Below are 21,117 nucleotides of genomic sequence, written 5' to 3' on the forward strand. Positions count from 1 at the left end.
TTAGTATAAACAAGCTTTAGGTTGCAAAAAGTAGTGAGGACTGTACTCTGATATTAAAAAGCAATCAGGATTTTTAGAAGAATTGCAGATTATTATTAAAAAACAACCCCCGGGTAACTACCCCGAAGGTTACTATCTGATTTCACCTCTCGTTACTTGATAAAAAGCCAGCAAAGATGCACTATAAGAAGGATTTTTTTATGGCATCAATTTTAGGTAAATTGCGTAGCGAATACGCTACCGAATACAGAGTGAAAAACTACACAGACCCAAAAATCTATCATGGAGGCAAGGATTACGACCTGTCTAAACGATGGTATGTGTACTACAATTTCAGGAATCCGCATACTGGAGAAATGAAAAGACAACCTCCTATATACTATAACATTAATAAAGATTATAAAACTAAGCGTGAGCGATTACTTGTTTTAAATGAACTACGAGATGATGTTTTAGAACTTTTAAAACAAGGATACTCTCCATATCAAGATAAAGAACATTCCAAAAAAGTCACGGCAAAAGAAGCTATTGAATTTGCATTATCCATTAAAAAAAATATTATTTCCCCTACCACTTATGCAGATTATGAAAATCGAGCATCACATTTTATCCAATTTCTTGAAAAGAAGGGACTGGCATCTGTAGAGATTAAAAACATTGAAAAGAAACATGTGGTTGAATTCTTGAATGGCATCCTTACTAAAACAAGTGCTCGCAATAGAAATAATGTCAAAACTATTCTTAGTGCTTTATTTACTGTTTTAGAAGATAATGAACTTGTTATACGAAATTTTATAAAGAACATTAGCAAAGAAAGAACTACTCCAAAAAAGAACAAAGCCTTTACTATGGAGGAGATCACTACTATTTTTGAACACTTAAAAAAAGAGGATAAATGGTTATATTATTATTGTTCTCATGTATATCATGGTTTGTTCAGGCCTATTGAGGTAATGCGAATTAAAGTTAGAAATGTAAACCTAAAAGATCGCCTTATAGAATCTAATACTAAAACAGGAGAGTATTACAAACAAATACCAGATGTCCTCTATAATGAGTTTTATGCTAAACTTGATCTTGAAAATGTGGATGAAGAGTTTGACGTCTTTACCAGATTTGAAAAGCCTGGTATTTGGAATATACAAACAATTTATAAGAGAAGCTATTTTGGGGAATTATTCAAAAAGAAAATAAAGGATAAGTATAAGTTTTCAAATGATTATACAGTATACTCTTTTCGACATGCGGCAATAGGAAAGTTATTTGTTGAAAAAGTGAATGAGCTTAAGGAAAAGAAAGAACCCAACTTTGAAGAAAAAGCATTGGATTTTGTAAGAAGTATCACCTTACATAAAAACAATAAAATTACCAGAGATTACTTACGAGAAATAGGGTATTATAAGATTGATGATTGGTCTGAATTATTGAAATAACATGTACTCGGATATGGCCCAAAACAAAACAAAGCGACAAACAAATTTTGACAAAAAACTTCAATCCGTTCTAAGAGTATTGGAGAATAACCATGACTTAACCCAAAAACAATTAGGATGGATTCGTGAGCAGCGATATAGATATAATAAACGACATATCACAAAATTATTATCGGATAAGAGCCTTAAAAAATTAGATGCTTTGACTCCTTTGCTTGGATATCCTTGGTATGAATCTAGAACTTCTACAGCATATACGCGTCATCAAGTATTCAAAATTAAACAGCTTCTTTCAGAGAAAAAGCCAATCCCTAACACCTATAATGAATGGCTTATAATGATAAAAAGAAAGTATCAAAGAAACCCTTCCGCCATTTCCAAACAAAATATTCAATTGGTAGATAGTCTCATTCCTTTTTTAGGCTATGATTGGAAACAATCCAAAACAACACGCAAATTCATCGATTATATACAACCTATTAGAAGATATATAAAAGAAGGACATAAACTAACTAATCAACAGAAATGGTCGATTCAAATTTTCATGGAGACTTTAGGATATTCTCGGTCTGAACGTATTCCAGAAAAATCTTCTGAAATCACAAGCTTATTAGACCAAATTACTAATGATTTTAGAGGGCTTGAATGTAGGAATGCACTAAAGTTTGTAACTGTTACAGATACCATTTATAATCTTCTACAAGAGAAGAGGAAACTTACTCCTGCTCATAGTGTGTGGTTTTTAGAGCAACGTAAAAAACTAAGCCATACTACAACTTCCAGATTAACGAAATGGCAAATCAAAAAATTGGATGACGCTACAGTAAAATTAAATTATGATTGGAGGATTGGTAAAACACGAACAATATTTGATCAAAATTATCTGGATGTTATTAATACGATTTCCCAAGGAATTTCACTGAAAGAACCTCAAAAACAGTGGATACATTCCCAAGCCTATCGTTTTAAAATACAACATCATCTGAATATTTCTGAGGATGAATTAGCTAAGATGTATCATCTTCAGGAAGTATTAAAAGATTCTTGGGAAATTTTAAGTAAAACAGGCGATACCACTAAAAGGGAAAATAAGGACAAAAGAAATCAAATTGAACGATGGATAATGAGTAATTATCATTTTCTGAACCTATCTGCCATAGAAAGAGAATTAGGAATCCCAAAAGGGACTCTTCAAAAATTTTATAAATATGACCGAAAATTGGATTATAAATGGATCGATCTTATTTCAGAGTTCGCTCGCTCCATTTCATTTAAATTAAAATAGAAATAATGTAAAATTTAGAGTGTAATAGGTGAAATATGATATAACCACAACATTTTTTAAAATATTGTGGTTATAGTGCTATTTAATACATCTCGGATTGCAAATACGAGCTATCGAGTTATAATGTCAGCAAGAGTTAGAAGTTCCTCCAATGAGCCAAATATCAATGGTATGCTTGTTATTTTTAAAGGAATGCTCTACGTCGTTTACATAAAAATGACTTAATTCAAGTTTAGCTCTCAAGAAATATAATGAAATGTTTTCACCAACTCTAGGTAAATAAGTTAGGTTATTACATCTAAAATGGGTGGATTTTTTTAAAAACTCAACATAGAATAATATTTCTGTATTCGGGAAATCAAATATACAACCAGTTTCATAATGAAAAAGACCTTCATAAATTTCTTTTATTTCCCTTCTTAATTTATAAGTAGACATACCGGTTTTAATTTCTAATTCTTTGAGAGTGGGGTAAGGGATATCACTATTCCAATAGTCTTTTTTATTTAAGATTTCTAATAGTATTTTGTATTTGTCATCATTCTTGTAGAAGTCTATGACTTGTGGCATAATAGAAAATATATCTGCCAACATTTGTTTAACTGATTCCATTTTTAATTGATTTATGATATATAAAATACAGTATAAATTTCTTTTTTGTTTAATTCTTTTTTATAAAATAGTTGTAGAAGTAGCAATACAAAAACTAGCATAATAAAAAAACCAGCTACATAAATGTAACTGGCTCTCTCTTTTATTTACTCATACCGCTACTAGTTGAAAACTAGCAGTAGCACATACTAGGACCCAGCAGGGGGGGAAGTATTGTTTTTAATTGCTTTTATTAAACTTATTATAAACAAAATAAATCCGATTAAACATAAAGCTACCAAAAAGAAAAAAATAATTGTATCAATAATATCAGGTGTACGACCTAATGAAACTTCAACATTTTCTTTTAATTGTACATTTTTATAGAGGTATCCATAAGATAACTTGTAGAGTCCAAATAAAGAAATTAATGTTACCAAAAATCCTATTATAGCATGCTTGATTTCCATCATAATTGACTTAAGTTCTATAATTTAATTATTACCTACATTCAAATATATATATATTCCAAATTGCTATTTCTGAAATTTCAGGTTATTACAACATACACATGAAAGTTAGCCTTTGCAGCTCCAAAAAAAGCCGGCTACTTACTACCATGTATTAACATAGCCGTATTCCAAATTGCATTCATAGTTGGAGCATCAATTACCCATATAGAATCTTGTTCATTTACTTTAATAAACTCATATGAACCTTTTTTACCGGAATTTAATGTTCTTGATCTTAAAATTTTTAAAAAATCATCATAACAAAGTTTACCTTTAACACCTTGCTCGGTTAAATAATAAACATATTCCTTTCCTAAAGCGGTATGTACGCCATCCTCTCTTTCTATTGCTATAAGAGCATTATTATCACCTTTATTCAACTTTTCAATAAAAGATGATTTATTATCTCTATAAAATTTACCAGCTAACCCAATAAAATTATTACGCTTAATTCTGGCTTCCAATATTTGCATTCTCATCTTATAAACCTTTTTCTAATATAAACATATTGTTTAAATTATTAGTTCGTATTATTCTAAATCCTTTATAAGTTCTTCCAGCTACAAATAATTTATTTAAGAAAACCCGAAGGTTTGTATTTGTAATTGGTCCAGAATTTACTCTTATGGTATTAGCTCCAGCAGATCGTAAAGTTTTAGCTACTAAATCAATATCTACAGAATTGAATTTTTCACTCCAAATTATAGGTATATCGGCTTGTCCATTTACAATAGCAATATCAGAAGGATCAAAACCTAACCTACTAGCTGCAGCTTTAGCTGAATTACTAAATTTCACACCACCTTTGGTTACATTTATAGCATCATCTGCCCTAGAAAAAAGTTTAAAAACATTTCCGACAGAATTAATCAAAAGTAGCCCAGTTACATCTTGTAACTCTTTTTGCCAACCCGAAGTGGTAGTTTCTTCAATAGACCCATCTTTATAATAGTGTCTATAATTACCATTACCATCTGTGGTCGTTACCCTAGTCCACCCTAGTTCCCAATAACCTTCTAAATCATAATTACTTACTTTAGGGCATTTTGGGCAGTCGGCTAGAAAACCAAGATCTTCTATATCTCTGGTTGCCATTGTTACTTTTCTTTTTCTAGCACTTGTAGCAGAAAGCCCAAACTCTGATAAAGCACTATTTAACATAGCAAGTCCAGATAATCCACTATTTTTATTTGTATCAATAGAGATTCCCACAGAAGCTAAAGCAGTTCCAAAACCAACAGCATTTCCATTACCATCTTCATATTGACCACTATTCCAATTATAACTTATAGTACCACTACTATCTAAAGTGTATTCTCTGGCACTCATCCATCGTCCTTCTTTTATAGTACTATGACTTCCTCCACTAGGATCATTATAGTATATAGGATTGTTAGCAAAGGTATTATAGGTAGATAGTGTATGGTGAGTTATGGGATCAACACGATTCCAACGAGCAATCGTCGGATCAAACGATCTCAGCGGCATCTCATACCAGTCAAGTCCTAAACCTTCTTCTAATTCAGTATTGTTATATCGGTATGCATGTGATCTACCATTGACAGGGATATTGGGTCTTTTTTGTTGCAGCCCAAAAGGATAATAGTTGTTTTCTTCTATAATCTCCTCTGTTGTAATGCTACCATCGTTATTCTTATCAGAATACGAGAGTCTGATATTCCCTAAATGGTCTGCAAACTGGTATATGTATTGATACCTTTCAGCTCCGCTCGAGGTACTACCAACAAGTTCTACATACCCTTCAGGTTGCCCCATAAACTCTAGCTGCCCATTTTTATACTGTGCTGCAGCATATTCGGTAGTCGTAATGGTACCGCTATCGTTAAGGATCTTTTTTAGTTTGCTTCCTGCAGCATCATAAATATAATTGATCTTTTTGGGCGTAATGCTATCAAAAACGATTTCTACCGGCAGGTCTAAGTGATTATATGTAATATCAATAATCCCTTTATTTTTATCTACGGTGATACTACCATTATCATTATATTCATAATCATTGCCTACAGTATTACCATCTTTAAATCCAAAAGTAGTATTACCAGCATCAGTTACACTTAGTAATTTATGCCCTGTAGCCTCATAGGTATAGGATAATTTATCCATCTCCCCAAAAGTCGTGGCATTAGCATCTATATGTCCTTTTCTACGTAATGATTGGATATTACCCATAGTATCGTAGGTAATACTGCTTAAGTCGTACTTGCCGTCATTACTAATCGCACTGGTGAGTCGGTTGAGGGCATCATAACTATACGCATAACTTCTGGTTACATTATCGTTAGCAGATTTCCATGAAGTTTTGGAGATATTTCCATTATACAATGAGTTTGCAACGGTATTGTAGTCAATTTTATAACCAAACAAATCCCCATTAGCGGTATCGCCATCATTAATCGCGGTTAACCAACCGCGTATGTTTGTTTTGTAATCTACATGTTGTAACCCACCTCCAACATTTTTGGCAACCAATTGCCCAAGATTATCATACTCGTTACTAGCGATTACTTCTTCGGCTTGATCATTGATCTTTTGGGTTTGCATGAGCACTCTCCCCATATGATCATAGGTAAACCTATCGATGGTTACTATGGTCATATTATTGCCTTTGGTATGAGTGCTAGTACTTTGGATCACTTTGCCTGCAAAGTCTAATTGAGTTTTTGCAATATCTAGAGTACTAAGATACTCATTTTTGCTGGCTGCATATACCGGTCGTGCTTTTTTATCATAATAGGTAACCGTAGTGGTCCAATCATTAGTGTCTAGCACGCGTATTTTGTCCCCGGTGGGTAAAGTTTTAGTACGGTTAGTTATAGGTTCACCATAGACTGTGCCCGGATTAGCAAGCTCGGTTGGGATATCAAAGTTATAATCATCATAATAACTAATGCTATGCAGCTCGATATTAGCGGTTGGGAATGCTGTATTCGTATAGTACACTATAGTTCCCGCTATATCGGTTGCAGCACCTCGTTGCTCCCATAGAGGAGTAGTCAATGTATCCACTTTCTGCTGCAAGTCTATTCTTTCGCTAGTATCGGTATACATCCCGCTATAAGCACCTCTACCTAAGCCATCATACTTCGTAAACAACCATTGGCCCTTTGCATTCATGATCTCATCTTGGGTCAATACGGGTTGGTCAAGCTCGTTATACACGATATACTCCCGCCCTTTGCCTGGGTCTTTCTTTTCGATCAAGCGGTTACGCTCATCATATCGGTATTGGTAGATGAGTTCGCTAAGTTCTTCGGCAGAGATCCCATCGGTAGTATTTACCTTCGTTGGGATCACAAAAGTAAGATTGCCGTAGTCGTCGTAGACATTATAGGTGTCTATACCCCCTCCGCCTGCGGCACCTCCCCCTGAAGAGGGGGAGGAACTATTGTAACTTCTAGTTAAAACTACTCTACCATTTTTATCAGTAAAGCTCTCTGCGGTTTTGTTCTTGCCATCGGTAGCGGTCCAGTTTTCGTTTTTAACGATACTTTTGCTTAGCTGTCCTGCTGCATAAGTACCATTAGATACCAATGTAGGAACACCACCCGTCATCACCACATCAAAACGTAATACTTCAGCGGCTTTGTTAAGACCATATGCTGATTTTACGGTATGTTCGTTGGTCACATATTCGTTATACTCTTTGATATATTGTATATGACTAAGGTCATAAGTACTTCTGATCTTTACTCCATTCGTTAAAGGTCTTGGAGTACCACTTATTGGTGTAACGGTAAGATAATTGTTTTCGATACTCACTTTGTAATCGACAAGGATATCGTTTACATCGGTCAACTGTCCTAAATCTGCAAATTCGATTTCAGGGTAGATATCCAGTTTTCTAAGCTTCCCTATCGGCAATGCCTCGAACCCTAGTTCAGGTTTGGCCCACATCCATAACTTAAGTTCTGCATTGTTTACCGTAACTCCAACATGATCCTCTAAATCAATTAGCCCTGTGGTTGACACTGGCCCTGGGATATTAAAAAACTCTGTAGCCGGCCAAGCCTTAGTATAGACCATGTCTGTTGGAAAACTGGCATATACTGGGTCTCTATGGCGTTTATATTCCCAAGCCCTACCCGGTGCCGCTTGTTCTTCTACCCGATTAAGCGGAGAGGCTTCCAGAATGGTCTCGCTATAAGCGTTCACCTCTTCTACCGGTACTCCAGCAAAATCATCGGGATACTTGTTTTGGTAATAGGCGTTGATATCCTGATGAATATCTACAGTTCTATAGCTACCGGGTACTCCTGTAGCTTCAAAAGGTAAATACTGTTTGGTTTGTCTACCCAAGCCGTCATACTCGATATGAGAAATGATATCCTTATTACCTGTCGAGGCATTGATGGCATTTTGCTGTATGGGTCTACCCAATCCATCGTAATAGGTGATGGTTTGTATTTTTTGATCTTCGGGTGCCGTCTCTAAGGCATTGGCCGTAGTAAAAGGCGCTTGTGCCTGTACTGCCATGACATAGTTTTGATCCTCAGACGGGACTAATCCCTGGGCATAGGTAGTGCTTATCGTAAACAGCAGCCCTATGATATATAGTGTGTTTTTGATTATGGTATTCATCAAGGTATATGTTTTATGTCTTTGTTTCATCTCTTTGTAGGCTTAGGTTATTGGTTGTTATCAGGTTGTGAAATCCCGATTCCACCTCCATTGCCGCCACCTCCGCCAGAGCTACTACATTCTGAGTCTCCTATACTAAAAGTTCTGGTCGTAGAGGGATTATTGCCAGTGATGTTATCGGTGATAATACATTTTACAGTTTCCGATCTCGGACCGCTACATCTCAGCGTAGTAAACAAGCTAGACGAGTTTCCTTTATAACTTCCGTTGACATACCATTTATAGTTATAACTACCGGAGCCACCTCCTGCTTTGGCCAATAGTTCTAATTTTTTGGTTCCGCTTGGTGAGCTATGGCGCCTGGTGGCAATAGAAGCTGTCCAAAAACTATCATGTACATTCATTGTTGTAGAGATCGTTTTAGCATCACCAGTCTTAGTATCCCGTACCACACATTGTATGTTTACATTACCGTAATAGTTGTAATTCATATAGAGACCAAACGATTTTTGACTACTGGTATAAGTAGCCGCACGCCCACTAATGGTCCAACTATAGGTAAAGCTTCCTGAGCCACCACTTGGGGTGATGTTAAACGAAGCCGTATTCTTAACCGCAAGATTCGCAGGTCTTGAAATTTGACCAGCCGATCCCGAAAGCGGTGGATAAATACTAATCGACTTGTTCACCACCTTGGTTTTACTGGTAATGATATCGGTTACCGTAAATTTTACAGTAGCCATACCTTCTGCACTTCCTGCACTCAGGGTAATATCCTTGGTAGTAAAATACTGTGTGGCACTACCAGGTTTGGCAACCTCCCATTGATATGCATAACGCCCTGATCCTCCAGTAGAAGTAGACTGTATTTGCATACTGGTATTGGTATACATCCAGTTTTTATCTGATGTGATACTAGAAACTATAGGATCATATTGTATCCCGCTATCGTTATAATAATATTTGTTAATAATATTATGCTCGGCGTCTCGTGTATGTAGTAAACGATACAACCCATCATATTCGGTATAGGTCGTGTACCCCCTAGGATCGGTTGTACTGGTGAGCCCAATCAGCGGATCATAGGTATAGGTGGTTATAATGGCATTAGGCAAGGCATCGCGCAAGGCATCCAAGGCTTGTCGCAGGGCACCTTCTGTCCCGGTATACTCTAAAGTACGATCGGTATCAGCATTGGATTTTGCTTTAAGGTCGGCAACATATCCCGATACCTGGTCATAGGTGGCATTACCGATCTTAGCAATCGGGTATAGATCGTTATAGCCCCAGATATAGACCGTGTGTGGGCCTTTACCTTGGGAGACTTCTAATGGATTTCCTTTGGCATCATACTGGTGATATATGGTTTGGTCCTTGAGTGGGGCACCTTCTTTAGCACCTTGTATCACTGATGGTAAATAATATCCTGTGTCTGTTGTATTAAAATTCACCACGGCCGTCGCTTGTTTTTTAGGCCCGATAAAGGTTTCCGTCTTTACTGGCGAGGCCATACGATGTGCACTTACCAATTGGGTATCATTAATATCGGGATGATACGGATAGTAATAGTTCGATTTCTGTATTTCCCCTTTAGAATTAGTTTGGGTTTGTCCGATCATTTGGTGATAATCATCATACAGATATTCTGTAGTACTTTCTGAATATTGCGTAGGATCGATATCCGAGTAGGTTCGGCTGATCACTCGCTTTTGTAGCGGTTGTATATTAGTTTCTTTATAGGTTTGTATGTAGTACCGTTTATTTTCATCATCTGCAAACGTACCTACGCCTTTGGTAAATTCTGTTAAAACTCGGTGTAAATAAGTTCCCTCCAGCACTCCACTTCTACGAATCAATTCTACGGTATATTCCTGATACTCTGATTGAGTACGGTTAAGGTAATACTCTCGGAAATCATACATTAAATAAGGAAGCCCAAGGTAGGGTATTGAACCTTCATCGAGTCGTCTTTGAAAATATTCATTCAATGGCATATCGCTTTTAATCCCTGTACCAGAACGTACTCTAAGCCCATAGGGATAATTAGGATCTAATGAATGTCCGAATGCATCTCTATCCATCTGCACCGGTACATACTCATAGCGCTGTTCGGTAAGCAATTGTTCTGTGGGTTGTGGATTACCATCGATATGTTTATAGGTGCGGACTGATTTGATTCGGATATCACCTTCTACTTCTCCTTTTGGGATCGCATTATGGCCCACCGAATCGCTAAAGTCCTCGATATTCTCAAACACCTCTGGAGCTTCAAAGGTATAGACCGTTCGTCCGTTGTGGATCTCTTTAGTAGGATCTGAGGATACGATTCGCTCACTCACCTGTGCATAATAAATAGGTTTGGCAGGGCCCACATAATCTCCACTGTTTGCATTGCGAACCACTGAATTGATTTGGGCACTAGAGCCTAGCTCATCTTTGCTATAGTCATACTCTTTTTTGGTACATGCACTAGTGACTCCTCCACAATTTTCAATGCTATGCACCCGAATACCTCCATATCCTTCATAATACGAATTCAATTCATATTCAATTTGAGTTTGTCCTCCACCTTTACCCGTAATGGTTTTTAAAGCACCTTGCACGGTTCCTCTAAAAATTGGATTGTCAACTATTACGGGATCACTTTCATTCGAAAATAATTGTCTTCCTGCATAATATCCCCATTTATCCATCCCCGAAGTAATTTCTTCTTTATCAAAATCAAAATCAGGAATGTCATATGGATCATTCTGATCATAATAGTCAAACCGAACCTCTAACTGATCATTCTTTTTGATCTCGGTAAGTAAACGTCTTGATCGCTGCGTGAACAAATCGTATTTGTTAATCGTATTGTTATGAAAATCGGTAAGTGTAATACGATTATATTGTTGATATGCTCCTGAAGTACCGGGTTTAATGGTAAAATTTAAAGACCCTTCGGCAAAGTTGATTTTGGTGAGTATCGGTGTGGTAATATCCACATCCATACGTATATGAGGATAGATATAAGGATCTGTCTTAGGATCATCTCCTTCAAAATCCTGATCAAACAAAAACTCAGATGCTCTTGATTTAAGCGAATAGGCTTTAGAGACAAAAGCCTTAACCCTATCGGTTTGGTTTTGGTACTCAAAAGTAATCTGCTGGGTAGTGTTGGCGGGTTGTATATTGGTTAAGTACCAACTACGTGGGTAGGTTTTATAATCTGCATTTGCTACAGGATTTACTCCCCCTAAAGGAAGGAAGAGCATAGTAGGTTCATACGGATCAAAGATCTCTTTGGCAGCAAAAATGTATTTCACCCCTTCGGCATCGATCACTTCGATTTGATCCCAACCAAAGTTGACCTGTACATTATGGTGGGATAAGAGTACGGGTTGCCCATTAATCCCGATCTTAAACGAGAAATTTAAGGCTCCGGCATTTACTTTAAAAAGATCTGGTTCACCATCTACCATACCATTGGCTAATAAGTACGCGTGATGCTCTTTCATGACTTGTTTACCACCAGTACCCGGGCTATTGTTAGGATCAAAATGATAATAGGGATCCAGTATACTATCTTTTAGTCGTTCTGCCCCATGGTATCCTTTAGGATGGTCATCGGGCAATCCTCGTACCTCACGAGAGATCATCCCGGTAGCGATCATACTCCAACCTAGTCCAATAGGTGAAGGTTCTTCCATCACCTTTAGACCGGTATAACGGTATTGAAGACCTACAGGCCAGCTTACTCCATTTTGTTTGATGGTATAGATCGGTACTGCATGTTGTACAGCACCAGTGGTAAGATCTACACTGGCACCACTGGCTTTAGTAGCTTTGGCAGCTGTGGGAGCAGCCGTTATGGCAGTGCCGTAGCCTCCGTAAAAACCCGATTGGGCGATGGTAGTTTGAATGAATAGAAAGCTAAGTACTAGATATACATAGCGTAATACTGAATGGTTCATATATGTGATTTATTTTGAGGTTTCTTTAAAACAAAGCGGCAAAACTAATGCTAATTTTTAAAACGCATGGGGGGAAAAACCCCCTGTGTTTTCAACTTTTCGTTATGACGTTTTGTAAATCGGATCAACAACACAAAAAAGTGATGTTTTTTTTCAAATGTTACGGTTTTCCTCATAGTTTCCTTATGGTTTTTTAGTTTTCTTATGCAATGTTAGAAAATCCCAGTTTCATTTTTCGTTACTGGGAAAAATTTTCTAATATTTTTTAATTTCATCTTAAAGCTTATTTAGGTTAATAGTATATACACTCCATTTCTTTGTCCTGAATGATATAATTGGGCGAGTTCAGTATGATGTTTCCTAAATCTCATTTGAAAATGAGGTTTATCTACTAAGCTTACCCAATCTCCACCCCATTCAAAACCTAATGATTTTCCAAGTACTCCTATCTTTTCCCAGTTTGGATTATTCCAGATGGCTTTACCGTTTTTGATTTCTACTACGTCAAAAGCTAATCCATAATTATGATAACTTTCACCAGCTTTCGCGTTGGTCACCTTACTACCTGGAACAGATCTTCCTTGATTATATAATCGGGTTTGTTCTTGCCAAGTTCTAAGGGCAGATGTTACCCGTAGTTTTATCCCTAATTCCTTCTCGGCTCGAATGATAAATTCTTTTGCCTTTGACCTGATAAGAGGGTGCAGGGTGTTGATTCTTCGATCGGATATGATATCCCAAGTTTTTTCTTTTATAAAATGTATAGTATCCATTGTTAGGGATTTTAGGTTTTTCCGTTTTTTATAGGCGATCACAATAAGCAAGACAAACATGATCAGTAATATGATGTTAGCATTTTTATTAGAGGTGTATTTAATAGTCATATAATCCTAAATAAAGGGAGTCATTGACTCCCTAATCAACAATGTTTCTCCAATCTTGAAAGTCTTCTGGGCTTAGTTCTTTGCGTAGCCTATCGCTTAATGACTCATCAAATTTTAGGCGATAGGCATCCGCAATGGGTTGTAATTGTCCTTTGGTTTGGTATCCCAAGCGTTCAATCTCTTCTTCATTGGTTCCATCCATATTAATCATCCAGGAAATACCGGAAGGGTTAGATGCAGAACGATATTGTTGTGCGAGTTGATTTACATCTCGTGCTTCATTTTTGTCGAATTTGCGCTGACGGATAGTATGGATTAGCCGCTTAATCTTTTTTTTAAAGATGAAGTACAGAATGATAATCAGTATGGCAATCTGGACTTTCCGGTTGATTAAAAATGATTTTGTGGCATTTGCTGCCTGTGCTATTACTAATGGGTTCATTGTTTCGTTTTTTATGCTAAATACCACGAGATACTTTATGCAGCTGCAAAGCGTTGAAATGCTTTTCTGGCAATTCCGATATAATCAGTCATGCCTAGTTCTTCTCCGTCCTCAGGGATGACTTCTTTTATGAATTCTACAATCTCAGGGTGTTCTACGATGATCTCGGTAGCTGCTATAAAATCTTCGTGATCTAAATGATCTTGTAAATCCTGAAAAGCTTGAAGTTTGGCTTCCAGTTCATGCTGGTCTGTTGCTTCTATATTTAGGTTGATATTAAATGTTTTCATAGGTGTCATTTTCTAAGGGTTTGTCATTTTCTTCAATAGCTTGCTCATCTTGATTTTCAATATCAAGATCATCTGATTCTAAGTGCTCTTTCATACCTGCTATGTCTTCAGTAAAGTCATCTGCAATTTCATTTTCAGGCTCAGGCGTGATAGAAAACTGTACTTTGTTACGTGATTTGGGTTCTTTTTTGGGTGTATCTGTGGCTCCTAATCCAGTACTGGTTTTTGCAAAAGGATTACTTTTGATCCACTCGGAGACCACAGTTCCCAGAGTAGAAGGAATTAGTTTTACATATCCCTTTAATTCATCACTCATTTCGGTACTTTTTTCTTCGAGTACGGCTTCTTGTTGTGCTAAATTTTGTTCACGTTCTGTAATCCTTGCTTCCCGATCAGCAAGCATCATTTCCTTAAATTTCAAGGTCTGTTCTGCCAGTTGGTTGTGTAGCTCAGCCTGAAAGCGTTGTTCTTTAAGTTCACTCTCTTTACGTAACCCTTCCAATTGCATTTCCATTTCCTGACGGATCACATCGGTCTGCGGTTCTAAAATTTGCGCCTCAGGTGCAGGGGTACTTAGATTAATATTCACGTTGCCATTTTTATCCACTTTATGAGGTATGCCATTGATCTTTATGGATTCATCATCTTCAGGTTCTACCCACTCTATAGTTTCATTGATTCTGATAAAAATAGGAGCGTTCTGTCTTGAAGATTGTTCGTTTACTCCAAACTTTACCTGAACTTCAGCATCTACATTATCACTAATGATCCGATCTAGAATTTCTGCAAAACTTCGTCCGTCTTCGCTATCTTCTGAAGAAGTAATGCTTATTCCGCTTTCATCTTTGATATTCCAGTACTTGTAACGGGCAATTTTCTTTTTAGCCAGTTCTGGGGGGATGTAGTTTTTCACTTTCTTCATATTAGTACTGAATTCTTAAAAGTTGAACATAGAAATCGTGTTTAGTATTCGTGTTGAACTTGATATCCGATACTGCTCGAAGTATTGTATTACTGGCATTGTATTGGGTGTTTTTACGATCCAGTTTCAAGGCTTCAGTAAGTGTGGTAATTTCCACAGAAAAGTTGTAATAATTGGATCGGAAATAATGTAAATACACCACTTCATTAATACCTACTTTGATAGAGGTAGGGTTTGATATTCGCTCATCGGTGATCAGTTTGGGAAGTCTATGATTCTGTTTTTCGTCTGCTTCAATTATTCTATTTAGTAGGGTGTCGTTACTTTTCATCGTTTTGGGTATTAAAAGTGATTAGGTATAGGCTTACGGTTTGTGATTTGGATAGTGCATTCTCAATGCTTCCAGTGAGTACTCTACATTCGGTTAGATCTTGTTCCCATTTCAGTATTCGTTTAAATGGTGGTAGCTGTATCGGATCTGTTCTAAGGGTTTCAAGGCTATTGATCTCGACATCTGATCCATTACAAAAACTTATGGATAATACAGTGTTATTGGTGGACAATATCCCGGCCATTTGTTTACTGTTATTACCTAAAACATACCTGAAGGTTTTACGCTCTAAAGGCCCAAGAACTTCCCCTACAATTCGAGTTATTTTTAATTTGCTGTTATTCATTGGCAAGTAGCATATAGAGTTTGAAAGTATAAGGGTAGGATTCAGCTTTGCCGCTGTCTGTATATTCCAGTTCTATCTTTTTACCATCAGCAATTTCCATAAGAGGAAAAAAGCGTTCTTTAGGAGCTACATGTGCACTGCTTTGCAAAAACTCCACTTCAAAGTTTTTAGGAAATAATTCGGCACCAGAAAGCGTAAAAGAACGAAGTACATGACCTGTACCAATACTGCTCAAAATAGCGAGACCTTTAAGATGTTTGTATCCTATATCCAAATCTTCGGATATACGAAGCTGACTTCCGGCTTCAGGGACGATCACTTCTATTAATTGGATTTTTGATTTCATAAGATGTTAGCTTAATATCGTTGGAATTTGGCCTTCACAAGGGAATGGGTTGTCCGGATTTCCTGTATCTGGTCCATCCGAAATACATGATAATGATCCATAAGTAAAAGCAGTGAAGGCTTCTATACCTTTATTGGTAGTTCTTAATAAAGCGGGTAATGCATGTACTTCATCTTCAGGCAAACACAATACGGCCTCAATTAATTGATCTGCCGTATTGATATCACCTGTAGTATCCTGGCATTGTTGAAGCTCCTTTTCTAAGTTCTGAATCTTGGTAGCATAGGTGTTTTTATCTTGTTCTAATGCTAACTTTTGGTTTTCGAGTGTAACAATTTCTGTATCCCTTTTTTGTAGAAGTTCTATTAGCTCTGCTTTTAATAGGTTGTTGTAATCTTTCATAGAGTGAAATTTTAAAAGCTACTGTCTCCTGTCTTGGGGAAAACTTGAGACAGTAACTTTGAGGTTAAGAAATGGTTAGAAGTTATATACCGATGTTCCTTCAAGGAAGACTTTTAAAAAGCCTTTAACTTCATTAGGAAGATTGACATTAAATTCAATCGGTGTTTGTGGGTTAATAATCTTAGGGTTATTCAGCATATACAACCCAAAAGGTTTGATGGTGTTATATCCATAAAAACCATCAAAGAATTTACGAATTGGTTGCTTTTCAAATACCTTTTGTCCGTTTAGTTCTAGTTCCCATTCTCCATTTAAGAGATCAGCCGGAAAAGGATCAGTAAAACACCCTTCGATACTATCTTTATCAAAAAGTAATCGAATACCAGACAAGGTCAGGTATCGATCTTTGTTGAGCTTTCCGTTATCAATATTGGTCATTCCTAATTTTTCTGAAGTAGAAAGTTTAATTAGTTCAGAGCGTGTTCCTTTCAGTTCATTGGTTGCATAGTAAGGCGCATCAGATATTTGTGCTTTTCCACGGATCAAATCCTGTTGTAGCTGACGAGGTAGTTTGTGTACGCGGTCTAGAAAATGCCTTCTAAATCGGGAAGCCCCGATCTCATTTTTTACAGCATGACGTACACGGCTTAATCTTCCGTTTCGCCCTCGTCCAACTTCTCCAAGTCCGGCTAAAATAATTTCATCGTTTGTTAAATCGTTCATTGTATTCAGGTTTAAAAATTAGTGTTGTTATATCTGTTTGGCAGCCCGTTTTAAAAGGGTACTGTATTTGGTTTTAGGATGTGTTTTTTGTAATTGTTTGGCTTTGGTGTGCATGGCTCTTAACCGTGAAGCATTTGACTTTTTTCGCCCTCGTGTTCCACTTACAGCTTTTGCAGCTACTTTGCGAACGCGACGTACAGGTGTTTTAGCAGTTAATCTTGGAGTTGTACTACGTTTCCTTGTCACAGTGGTTTTTCTCCTTACAGGCGTAGTACGTCTTCTTTTTGTAGCAGAAGAACTTGCTAATTTTCTACGGTTTCGTGCTCTGGTTTTGGCAGCTTTGATTCCTGCCAATGATCGTTTTTTCTTCTTTTTTCGCTTGTTATAAAAGATCACTGCAATTACAGATAACCCGATTCCGAAAAAGACCACCTTCTTTTTATGAGTACCTAGAAAGTGCTTTACCTTATTTATAAACCCTTCTTTAGAGCTAAGGGTAGTAGTACTTGCTGTTTGTGATGTAGGAACAAAATCTCTTCTGGATGGAGTAAACCTTGCGGGCTTAGGTGATGGTTGTCTAGAAGGAAAAGAAGGCCTTCTCACTGTGGCAGGCACAGAAACAGGTCTGGCAGGCTTGCGTTTGGCCAAGATTTTATCTTTTACTTTTTTAAAAAGTTTAGCAGGGTTAATGTTTTTCAATAGCTTTTTGACAAAGACAATAAACCCACTTGCTGCTGCTGTACTACCTGTAGCAACGGCTCCAAGCCCATTTAGGCGCAAACCTGTTTTCTTGGCTGCTTTACCACGTACAATCGCTTTTCTGAATTTGCTCCCACGGCCTCCGATCTTTTTAAAGAAACGTTCGGCTTTGTTCTTTTTGTCTACCAGCTTACGCCATTCATTAAGGTCTAAGCCTTGTTGCTTAGCTTGGGCCTCGGTCAAGTAACCATAGATTAGTTTTTGGGAAAATTTAAATAAGTTAAGTTTAAGTACTAAAATGATTGCTCCTCGCATGACAAGGGTAGCAGGATTGAAACGCACTACAGCCTTGACCACTTTTTTGATGCCTTTTCCAATCTTACGGAATACCTTTTTAAAGAAACCACTCAGGTTAGGTTCGATATCCATATCATCGAAGTCGTCAAAGTCATCATAATCCATATTACCCAAACCTTCCAAATCTTCATCGTCTTCATCTTCCAAAACATCCAATAGTAAATCTTCGTTATTGGGTACTCTGGCCAGATACAAAGGTTGATCTAGTTCATCATCAAAACCACTTAAGGATTCATTATCCAATCGATCAAGACTTTCTTTGATGGCACGAAAGAAGTTGGCATATTGGCTACCAGACCGAATAGCAGATAGGAGTGCTGTATTTCGATCTTCTGAATCTTCCCAGGATTGCATGACATCATCTACAAGCTGCAATTCTTTAGTCACATTCACGAGTTGGCTTAATACAGTAGGTTGTTGTCGTTCATCAAGTAGAGCTTGTCGCGCCTTGTTGACTTCTGCAAGGATGCCACGTTCTAAAAGTGCAACGGTGTCTGAAGCTCCTTGTAGCACAATGTCAGCTTCTTCTTCAACGTGGACTTCTTCAAAACCGGAAAGGAAATTGCTTTCCAAAAGCAGGTCTTCATAATCATCTTCGATACCTTCTAACGGGAAGGGATCATTCATTTCTTCAAAGAAATCTTGTTGGATTTCTTCCTCGGTTACGGGAAATTCGCTTTCCTCCATAACATCGGGGTCGACCCCCGAGAGTTCATGTAATTCCATAGAAATTGTTTTTAAGTCTATAATGGGTTGTTCTTCATAATTAAAATGTGGGATTTCGGGTACGACATCGATTACAAAAGCTTTTCCGCTTTCATCAAAGGCTACCGGATAGATATGCTGGAATTTACCTGGCTCCTTATATGCGACAACTCTATAATCATGAGTAATTCCTAGGTTTAAAAGCAACGCACTGATGAGTATAGTGTAATCATCACAGTCAATTCCGAAACTAGGATTGGTAATTCCTTTTTGGCCATCAACCAGGCTTCGGGCAGGGGTGCGTAATTCTTCAATACCTTCTTGATCTAATTTGTATCGGGTATTCTCCCGTAGATAGTTCCAGATGTTTTCAGAAGTTTCTGCTACCGAAGCTCCTTCCAGCTTTACCGCTAAGGCTTCCACCTGCGTAAAATCCCGAAATGCAATTCTTTGCATAGTTTCAAGGGTATCGTTTAGGTTTGCGTTGTCCTTGATAGTTTTTCTAAACCCTTTGTAATCTTCGGGAGTTATAATATCTTCAAGAGTGTTTTTGAGTTGTTGCATCATAGTTGTTTTCTTTCGGTTTATCAGCGGCATACTTTACAAGGTCTTCCGCGTTAGCGTTCGATTTGCGATACAGGTGCTTGATGTCGCTTTTGATCTCACGGATATCGGCTTCGATACCTTTATCGATCTGCACTTGTATTCCACGAATCAAGGCACGTAGTTCGTTAGTGTACTCTGTGAGTTCTTTAATCAGTTGTTTTACTTCGGCATGGATGGTCTTTAAAAAGTATCCGAGGATACCAATAAGGCCACTAAAAAGAATGGGAATCATAATGTTATACAGTGTATTCATAGGTTAAATAATTAAGGTTTTTTCAATAGGTATTTGTATAGATTCGGCTTCGACAAAGCCTCTTAGGACTATAGGAAGCCCGTATTTTCCGGTGGTTAAAAAATTAGCAGCGACACTAGACAGCCCGCCAATGCTTTGTAAAGCAGAGATGACCACTTGTGGAGTAATAGTATAGGACAAAGGCAGGATACTATTTTGGTTAGGTTGCAAGGCCAGGGGCTGTGCTAGCGGTGCTGCTTGTTCTGCCAGTAGTTGTCCGTCCTCGGTATAAGCATCCACTTTGATTTGGGAGATGGTAAAGGTGGATGGACTGAAGTTATCAAGTGACAGAACAATATTACTTGCAGGGGCTAGAGATAGGTTTAAAAGCTTAAATTTTTCTACTCCGATAGTTAGGCGTTTAGCATGGCGTATCTTTTTATAAATATGCCACCCTGTTACACCTAGAGGAGCAAGAATCAATATAGAGATAAGTAGTCGTGTATTTTTCATAGGGCAAAGATGCGCCTATGAGAGAGGGTGCTTTCGGGTTAGGGAGTATTAGGGAGGATTAAAAGGGGAAGGAGATTGTTGTAATATAAAGGAGAGGTTTAAGCTATTTAGAATGGTTTGAAAGATAATTGTCTGGTTTTATAATACTTTTGTCAGTTTTAAATACATTTGGAGCGAAGAATAATTATGGTTAGTAATTTAAAGTACATGAAAAGATTTTTATATTTTATTTTTCTTGTTTATAATTTTAGTACTGGACAAGAACTTTTCGATAAGATTTCAGTAGATATATGCAATTGTTTTGAAGAAAATGAAGATCTTAATAGAAAAAACTTCGATATAAAATTTTTCGATATTTGTCACGATCTTTCAATGAAAAAGTATAAACCTGAATTAGAATTATTATTATATAAGGACGTTGATTCTACTTCATCTGAATACACATATGAGCATGTTAATAAACTTGGTTATGAACTTGGAAAAAGGATGTTTAATAAAATTCTAGAACCAATGATTAATAACTGTGATGCTTATTATACTTATTTTTCTAAAGCTCGCGAGATTATGTTAATCAATCTTGGAAAAGGTATTACTGAACAAAAAGTTGATTCTCTTACAAATTTAATCGAAAAAAGTTACTGGAAAACTAACTTATTATTTCAAAGAGGGGCTTATGAGCTTGGGCTTGGAAATGTTAGCAAGGCGAAATCAGATTTAGTCTCCTGTCTTGAAAAAAATCCAATACATATCCATGCGATGTTTTTTTTAGCTATGGCTCATGAGTTAGAAGAGGATTATAAATCTGCAATTCCACTTTATGAAGAAATAATAGATCAGAACCAAAATCAAAACCCTTTGACAAATTTGGCAAAAATTTATCTTACTATAACTAAACGAAGGCTAAAAGAAAATAAGTAAAGTACGGTAGGAGTTAAAATAAACATTA

Annotated in this window: 20 protein-coding genes; 3 read left to right on the forward strand and 17 right to left on the reverse strand. The window is 37.1% G+C overall.

The window, feature by feature from the left end; translation table 11 throughout:
* The first annotated feature begins 200 nt into the window (after nt 1-200).
* Both ABW637_RS03630 and ABW637_RS03635 read left to right on the forward strand, forming a co-directional pair.
* Nucleotides 201-1,433, forward strand: a complete 1,233-nt coding sequence (locus ABW637_RS03630) for a site-specific integrase (protein WP_367583270.1) — start codon at nt 201-203, stop codon at nt 1,431-1,433.
* A 13-nt stretch (nt 1,434-1,446) separates the two neighbouring features.
* Nucleotides 1,447-2,718 carry a hypothetical protein gene (locus tag ABW637_RS03635; RefSeq protein WP_367583271.1) on the forward strand — a complete coding sequence of 424 codons (1,272 nt, stop codon included), beginning with the start codon at nt 1,447-1,449 and terminating at the stop codon, nt 2,716-2,718.
* Between the two features lie 126 nt (nt 2,719-2,844).
* On the opposite strand, the gene ABW637_RS03640 is transcribed toward ABW637_RS03635, so the two are convergent.
* The 17 genes from ABW637_RS03640 to ABW637_RS03720 form a co-directional block, all read right to left on the reverse strand.
* The gene (locus tag ABW637_RS03640; protein ID WP_367583272.1) at nt 2,845-3,330 is read right to left on the reverse strand and encodes a hypothetical protein; all 486 of its coding nucleotides are present in this window, start codon (nt 3,328-3,330) and stop codon (nt 2,845-2,847) included.
* A 188-nt stretch (nt 3,331-3,518) separates the two neighbouring features.
* Nucleotides 3,519-3,782 (reverse strand): hypothetical protein, encoded by a 264-nt coding sequence (locus ABW637_RS03645; protein ID WP_367583273.1) that lies wholly within the window; start codon nt 3,780-3,782, stop codon nt 3,519-3,521.
* Nucleotides 3,783-3,916: 134 nt separating this feature from the next.
* On the reverse strand, nt 3,917-4,300 hold the full coding sequence (locus ABW637_RS03650) for a hypothetical protein (RefSeq protein ID WP_367583274.1): 384 nt from the start codon (nt 4,298-4,300) through the stop codon (nt 3,917-3,919).
* Nucleotide 4,301: 1 nt separating this feature from the next.
* Nucleotides 4,302-8,420, reverse strand: a complete 4,119-nt coding sequence (locus tag ABW637_RS03655) for a DUF6443 domain-containing protein (protein ID WP_367583275.1) — start codon at nt 8,418-8,420, stop codon at nt 4,302-4,304.
* A 47-nt stretch (nt 8,421-8,467) separates the two neighbouring features.
* A complete protein-coding gene (locus ABW637_RS03660; protein WP_367583276.1) occupies nt 8,468-12,373 on the reverse strand; it encodes an RHS repeat domain-containing protein in 3,906 nt (1,301 codons plus the stop codon).
* 287 nt (nt 12,374-12,660) lie between these two features.
* The gene (locus ABW637_RS03665; protein WP_367583277.1) at nt 12,661-13,146 is read right to left on the reverse strand and encodes a M15 family metallopeptidase; all 486 of its coding nucleotides are present in this window, start codon (nt 13,144-13,146) and stop codon (nt 12,661-12,663) included.
* A 142-nt stretch (nt 13,147-13,288) separates the two neighbouring features.
* Complete coding sequence (locus ABW637_RS03670) at nt 13,289-13,699, reverse strand: hypothetical protein (protein WP_367583278.1); 411 nt, start codon at nt 13,697-13,699, stop codon at nt 13,289-13,291.
* A gap of 35 nt (nt 13,700-13,734) precedes the next feature.
* Nucleotides 13,735-13,989 carry a hypothetical protein gene (locus tag ABW637_RS03675; RefSeq protein WP_367583279.1) on the reverse strand — a complete coding sequence of 85 codons (255 nt, stop codon included), beginning with the start codon at nt 13,987-13,989 and terminating at the stop codon, nt 13,735-13,737.
* The gene (locus tag ABW637_RS03680; protein WP_367583280.1) at nt 13,976-14,911 is read right to left on the reverse strand and encodes a hypothetical protein; all 936 of its coding nucleotides are present in this window, start codon (nt 14,909-14,911) and stop codon (nt 13,976-13,978) included. Before ABW637_RS03680 ends, ABW637_RS03675 begins: the two co-directional genes overlap by 14 nt.
* 1 nt (nt 14,912) lies before the next feature.
* Nucleotides 14,913-15,242, reverse strand: coding sequence for a hypothetical protein (locus ABW637_RS03685; RefSeq protein WP_367583281.1), 330 nt, complete (start codon nt 15,240-15,242; stop codon nt 14,913-14,915).
* Entirely contained in the window at nt 15,232-15,588 is a 357-nt protein-coding gene (locus ABW637_RS03690; protein WP_367583282.1) for a hypothetical protein, read from the reverse strand. The genes ABW637_RS03685 and ABW637_RS03690 overlap by 11 nt, the downstream gene beginning before the upstream one ends.
* On the reverse strand, nt 15,581-15,934 hold the full coding sequence (locus ABW637_RS03695) for a hypothetical protein (protein ID WP_367583283.1): 354 nt from the start codon (nt 15,932-15,934) through the stop codon (nt 15,581-15,583). Before ABW637_RS03695 ends, ABW637_RS03690 begins: the two co-directional genes overlap by 8 nt.
* A gap of 6 nt (nt 15,935-15,940) precedes the next feature.
* The gene (locus tag ABW637_RS03700) at nt 15,941-16,336 is read right to left on the reverse strand and encodes a hypothetical protein (protein WP_367583284.1); all 396 of its coding nucleotides are present in this window, start codon (nt 16,334-16,336) and stop codon (nt 15,941-15,943) included.
* 75 nt (nt 16,337-16,411) lie between these two features.
* Nucleotides 16,412-17,059, reverse strand: a complete 648-nt coding sequence (locus tag ABW637_RS03705) for a hypothetical protein (protein ID WP_367583285.1) — start codon at nt 17,057-17,059, stop codon at nt 16,412-16,414.
* A gap of 27 nt (nt 17,060-17,086) precedes the next feature.
* Nucleotides 17,087-19,387 carry a transglutaminase-like domain-containing protein gene (locus tag ABW637_RS03710; RefSeq protein WP_367583286.1) on the reverse strand — a complete coding sequence of 767 codons (2,301 nt, stop codon included), beginning with the start codon at nt 19,385-19,387 and terminating at the stop codon, nt 17,087-17,089.
* A complete protein-coding gene (locus ABW637_RS03715; protein ID WP_367583287.1) occupies nt 19,359-19,658 on the reverse strand; it encodes a hypothetical protein in 300 nt (99 codons plus the stop codon). The genes ABW637_RS03710 and ABW637_RS03715 overlap by 29 nt, the downstream gene beginning before the upstream one ends.
* Before the next feature lie 24 nt (nt 19,659-19,682).
* The gene (locus ABW637_RS03720; protein ID WP_367583288.1) at nt 19,683-20,171 is read right to left on the reverse strand and encodes a hypothetical protein; all 489 of its coding nucleotides are present in this window, start codon (nt 20,169-20,171) and stop codon (nt 19,683-19,685) included.
* Between the two features lie 207 nt (nt 20,172-20,378).
* Between ABW637_RS03720 and ABW637_RS03725 the strand changes: the two genes are divergently transcribed.
* On the forward strand, nt 20,379-21,089 hold the full coding sequence (locus tag ABW637_RS03725) for a hypothetical protein (protein WP_367583289.1): 711 nt from the start codon (nt 20,379-20,381) through the stop codon (nt 21,087-21,089).
* The last annotated feature ends 28 nt before the right edge of the window (nt 21,090-21,117 follow it).

This window comes from Aquimarina penaris (genome assembly GCF_040786285.1).
Lineage (GTDB): Bacteria > Bacteroidota > Bacteroidia > Flavobacteriales > Flavobacteriaceae > Aquimarina.

Bases quoted from the DNA above. Each gene is read 5' to 3' on its own strand.
- ABW637_RS03680 (WP_367583280.1), bottom strand. From the start codon at position 14,911: ATGAAGAAAGTGAAAAACTACATCCCCCCAGAACTGGCTAAAAAGAAA.
- ABW637_RS03675 (WP_367583279.1), bottom strand. From the start codon at position 13,989: ATGAAAACATTTAATATCAACCTAAATATAGAAGCAACAGACCAGCAT.
- ABW637_RS03630 (WP_367583270.1), top strand. From the start codon at position 201: ATGGCATCAATTTTAGGTAAATTGCGTAGCGAATACGCTACCGAATAC.
- ABW637_RS03710 (WP_367583286.1), bottom strand. From the start codon at position 19,387: ATGATGCAACAACTCAAAAACACTCTTGAAGATATTATAACTCCCGAA.
- ABW637_RS03655 (WP_367583275.1), bottom strand. From the start codon at position 8,420: ATGAATACCATAATCAAAAACACACTATATATCATAGGGCTGCTGTTT.
- ABW637_RS03705 (WP_367583285.1), bottom strand. From the start codon at position 17,059: ATGAACGATTTAACAAACGATGAAATTATTTTAGCCGGACTTGGAGAA.
- ABW637_RS03660 (WP_367583276.1), bottom strand. From the start codon at position 12,373: ATGAACCATTCAGTATTACGCTATGTATATCTAGTACTTAGCTTTCTA.
- ABW637_RS03685 (WP_367583281.1), bottom strand. From the start codon at position 15,242: ATGAAAAGTAACGACACCCTACTAAATAGAATAATTGAAGCAGACGAA.
- ABW637_RS03725 (WP_367583289.1), top strand. From the start codon at position 20,379: ATGAAAAGATTTTTATATTTTATTTTTCTTGTTTATAATTTTAGTACT.
- ABW637_RS03715 (WP_367583287.1), bottom strand. From the start codon at position 19,658: ATGATTCCCATTCTTTTTAGTGGCCTTATTGGTATCCTCGGATACTTT.
- ABW637_RS03635 (WP_367583271.1), top strand. From the start codon at position 1,447: ATGGCCCAAAACAAAACAAAGCGACAAACAAATTTTGACAAAAAACTT.
- ABW637_RS03690 (WP_367583282.1), bottom strand. From the start codon at position 15,588: ATGAATAACAGCAAATTAAAAATAACTCGAATTGTAGGGGAAGTTCTT.
- ABW637_RS03645 (WP_367583273.1), bottom strand. From the start codon at position 3,782: ATGATGGAAATCAAGCATGCTATAATAGGATTTTTGGTAACATTAATT.
- ABW637_RS03640 (WP_367583272.1), bottom strand. From the start codon at position 3,330: ATGGAATCAGTTAAACAAATGTTGGCAGATATATTTTCTATTATGCCA.
- ABW637_RS03665 (WP_367583277.1), bottom strand. From the start codon at position 13,146: ATGGATACTATACATTTTATAAAAGAAAAAACTTGGGATATCATATCC.
- ABW637_RS03700 (WP_367583284.1), bottom strand. From the start codon at position 16,336: ATGAAAGATTACAACAACCTATTAAAAGCAGAGCTAATAGAACTTCTA.
- ABW637_RS03695 (WP_367583283.1), bottom strand. From the start codon at position 15,934: ATGAAATCAAAAATCCAATTAATAGAAGTGATCGTCCCTGAAGCCGGA.
- ABW637_RS03670 (WP_367583278.1), bottom strand. From the start codon at position 13,699: ATGAACCCATTAGTAATAGCACAGGCAGCAAATGCCACAAAATCATTT.
- ABW637_RS03720 (WP_367583288.1), bottom strand. From the start codon at position 20,171: ATGAAAAATACACGACTACTTATCTCTATATTGATTCTTGCTCCTCTA.
- ABW637_RS03650 (WP_367583274.1), bottom strand. From the start codon at position 4,300: ATGAGAATGCAAATATTGGAAGCCAGAATTAAGCGTAATAATTTTATT.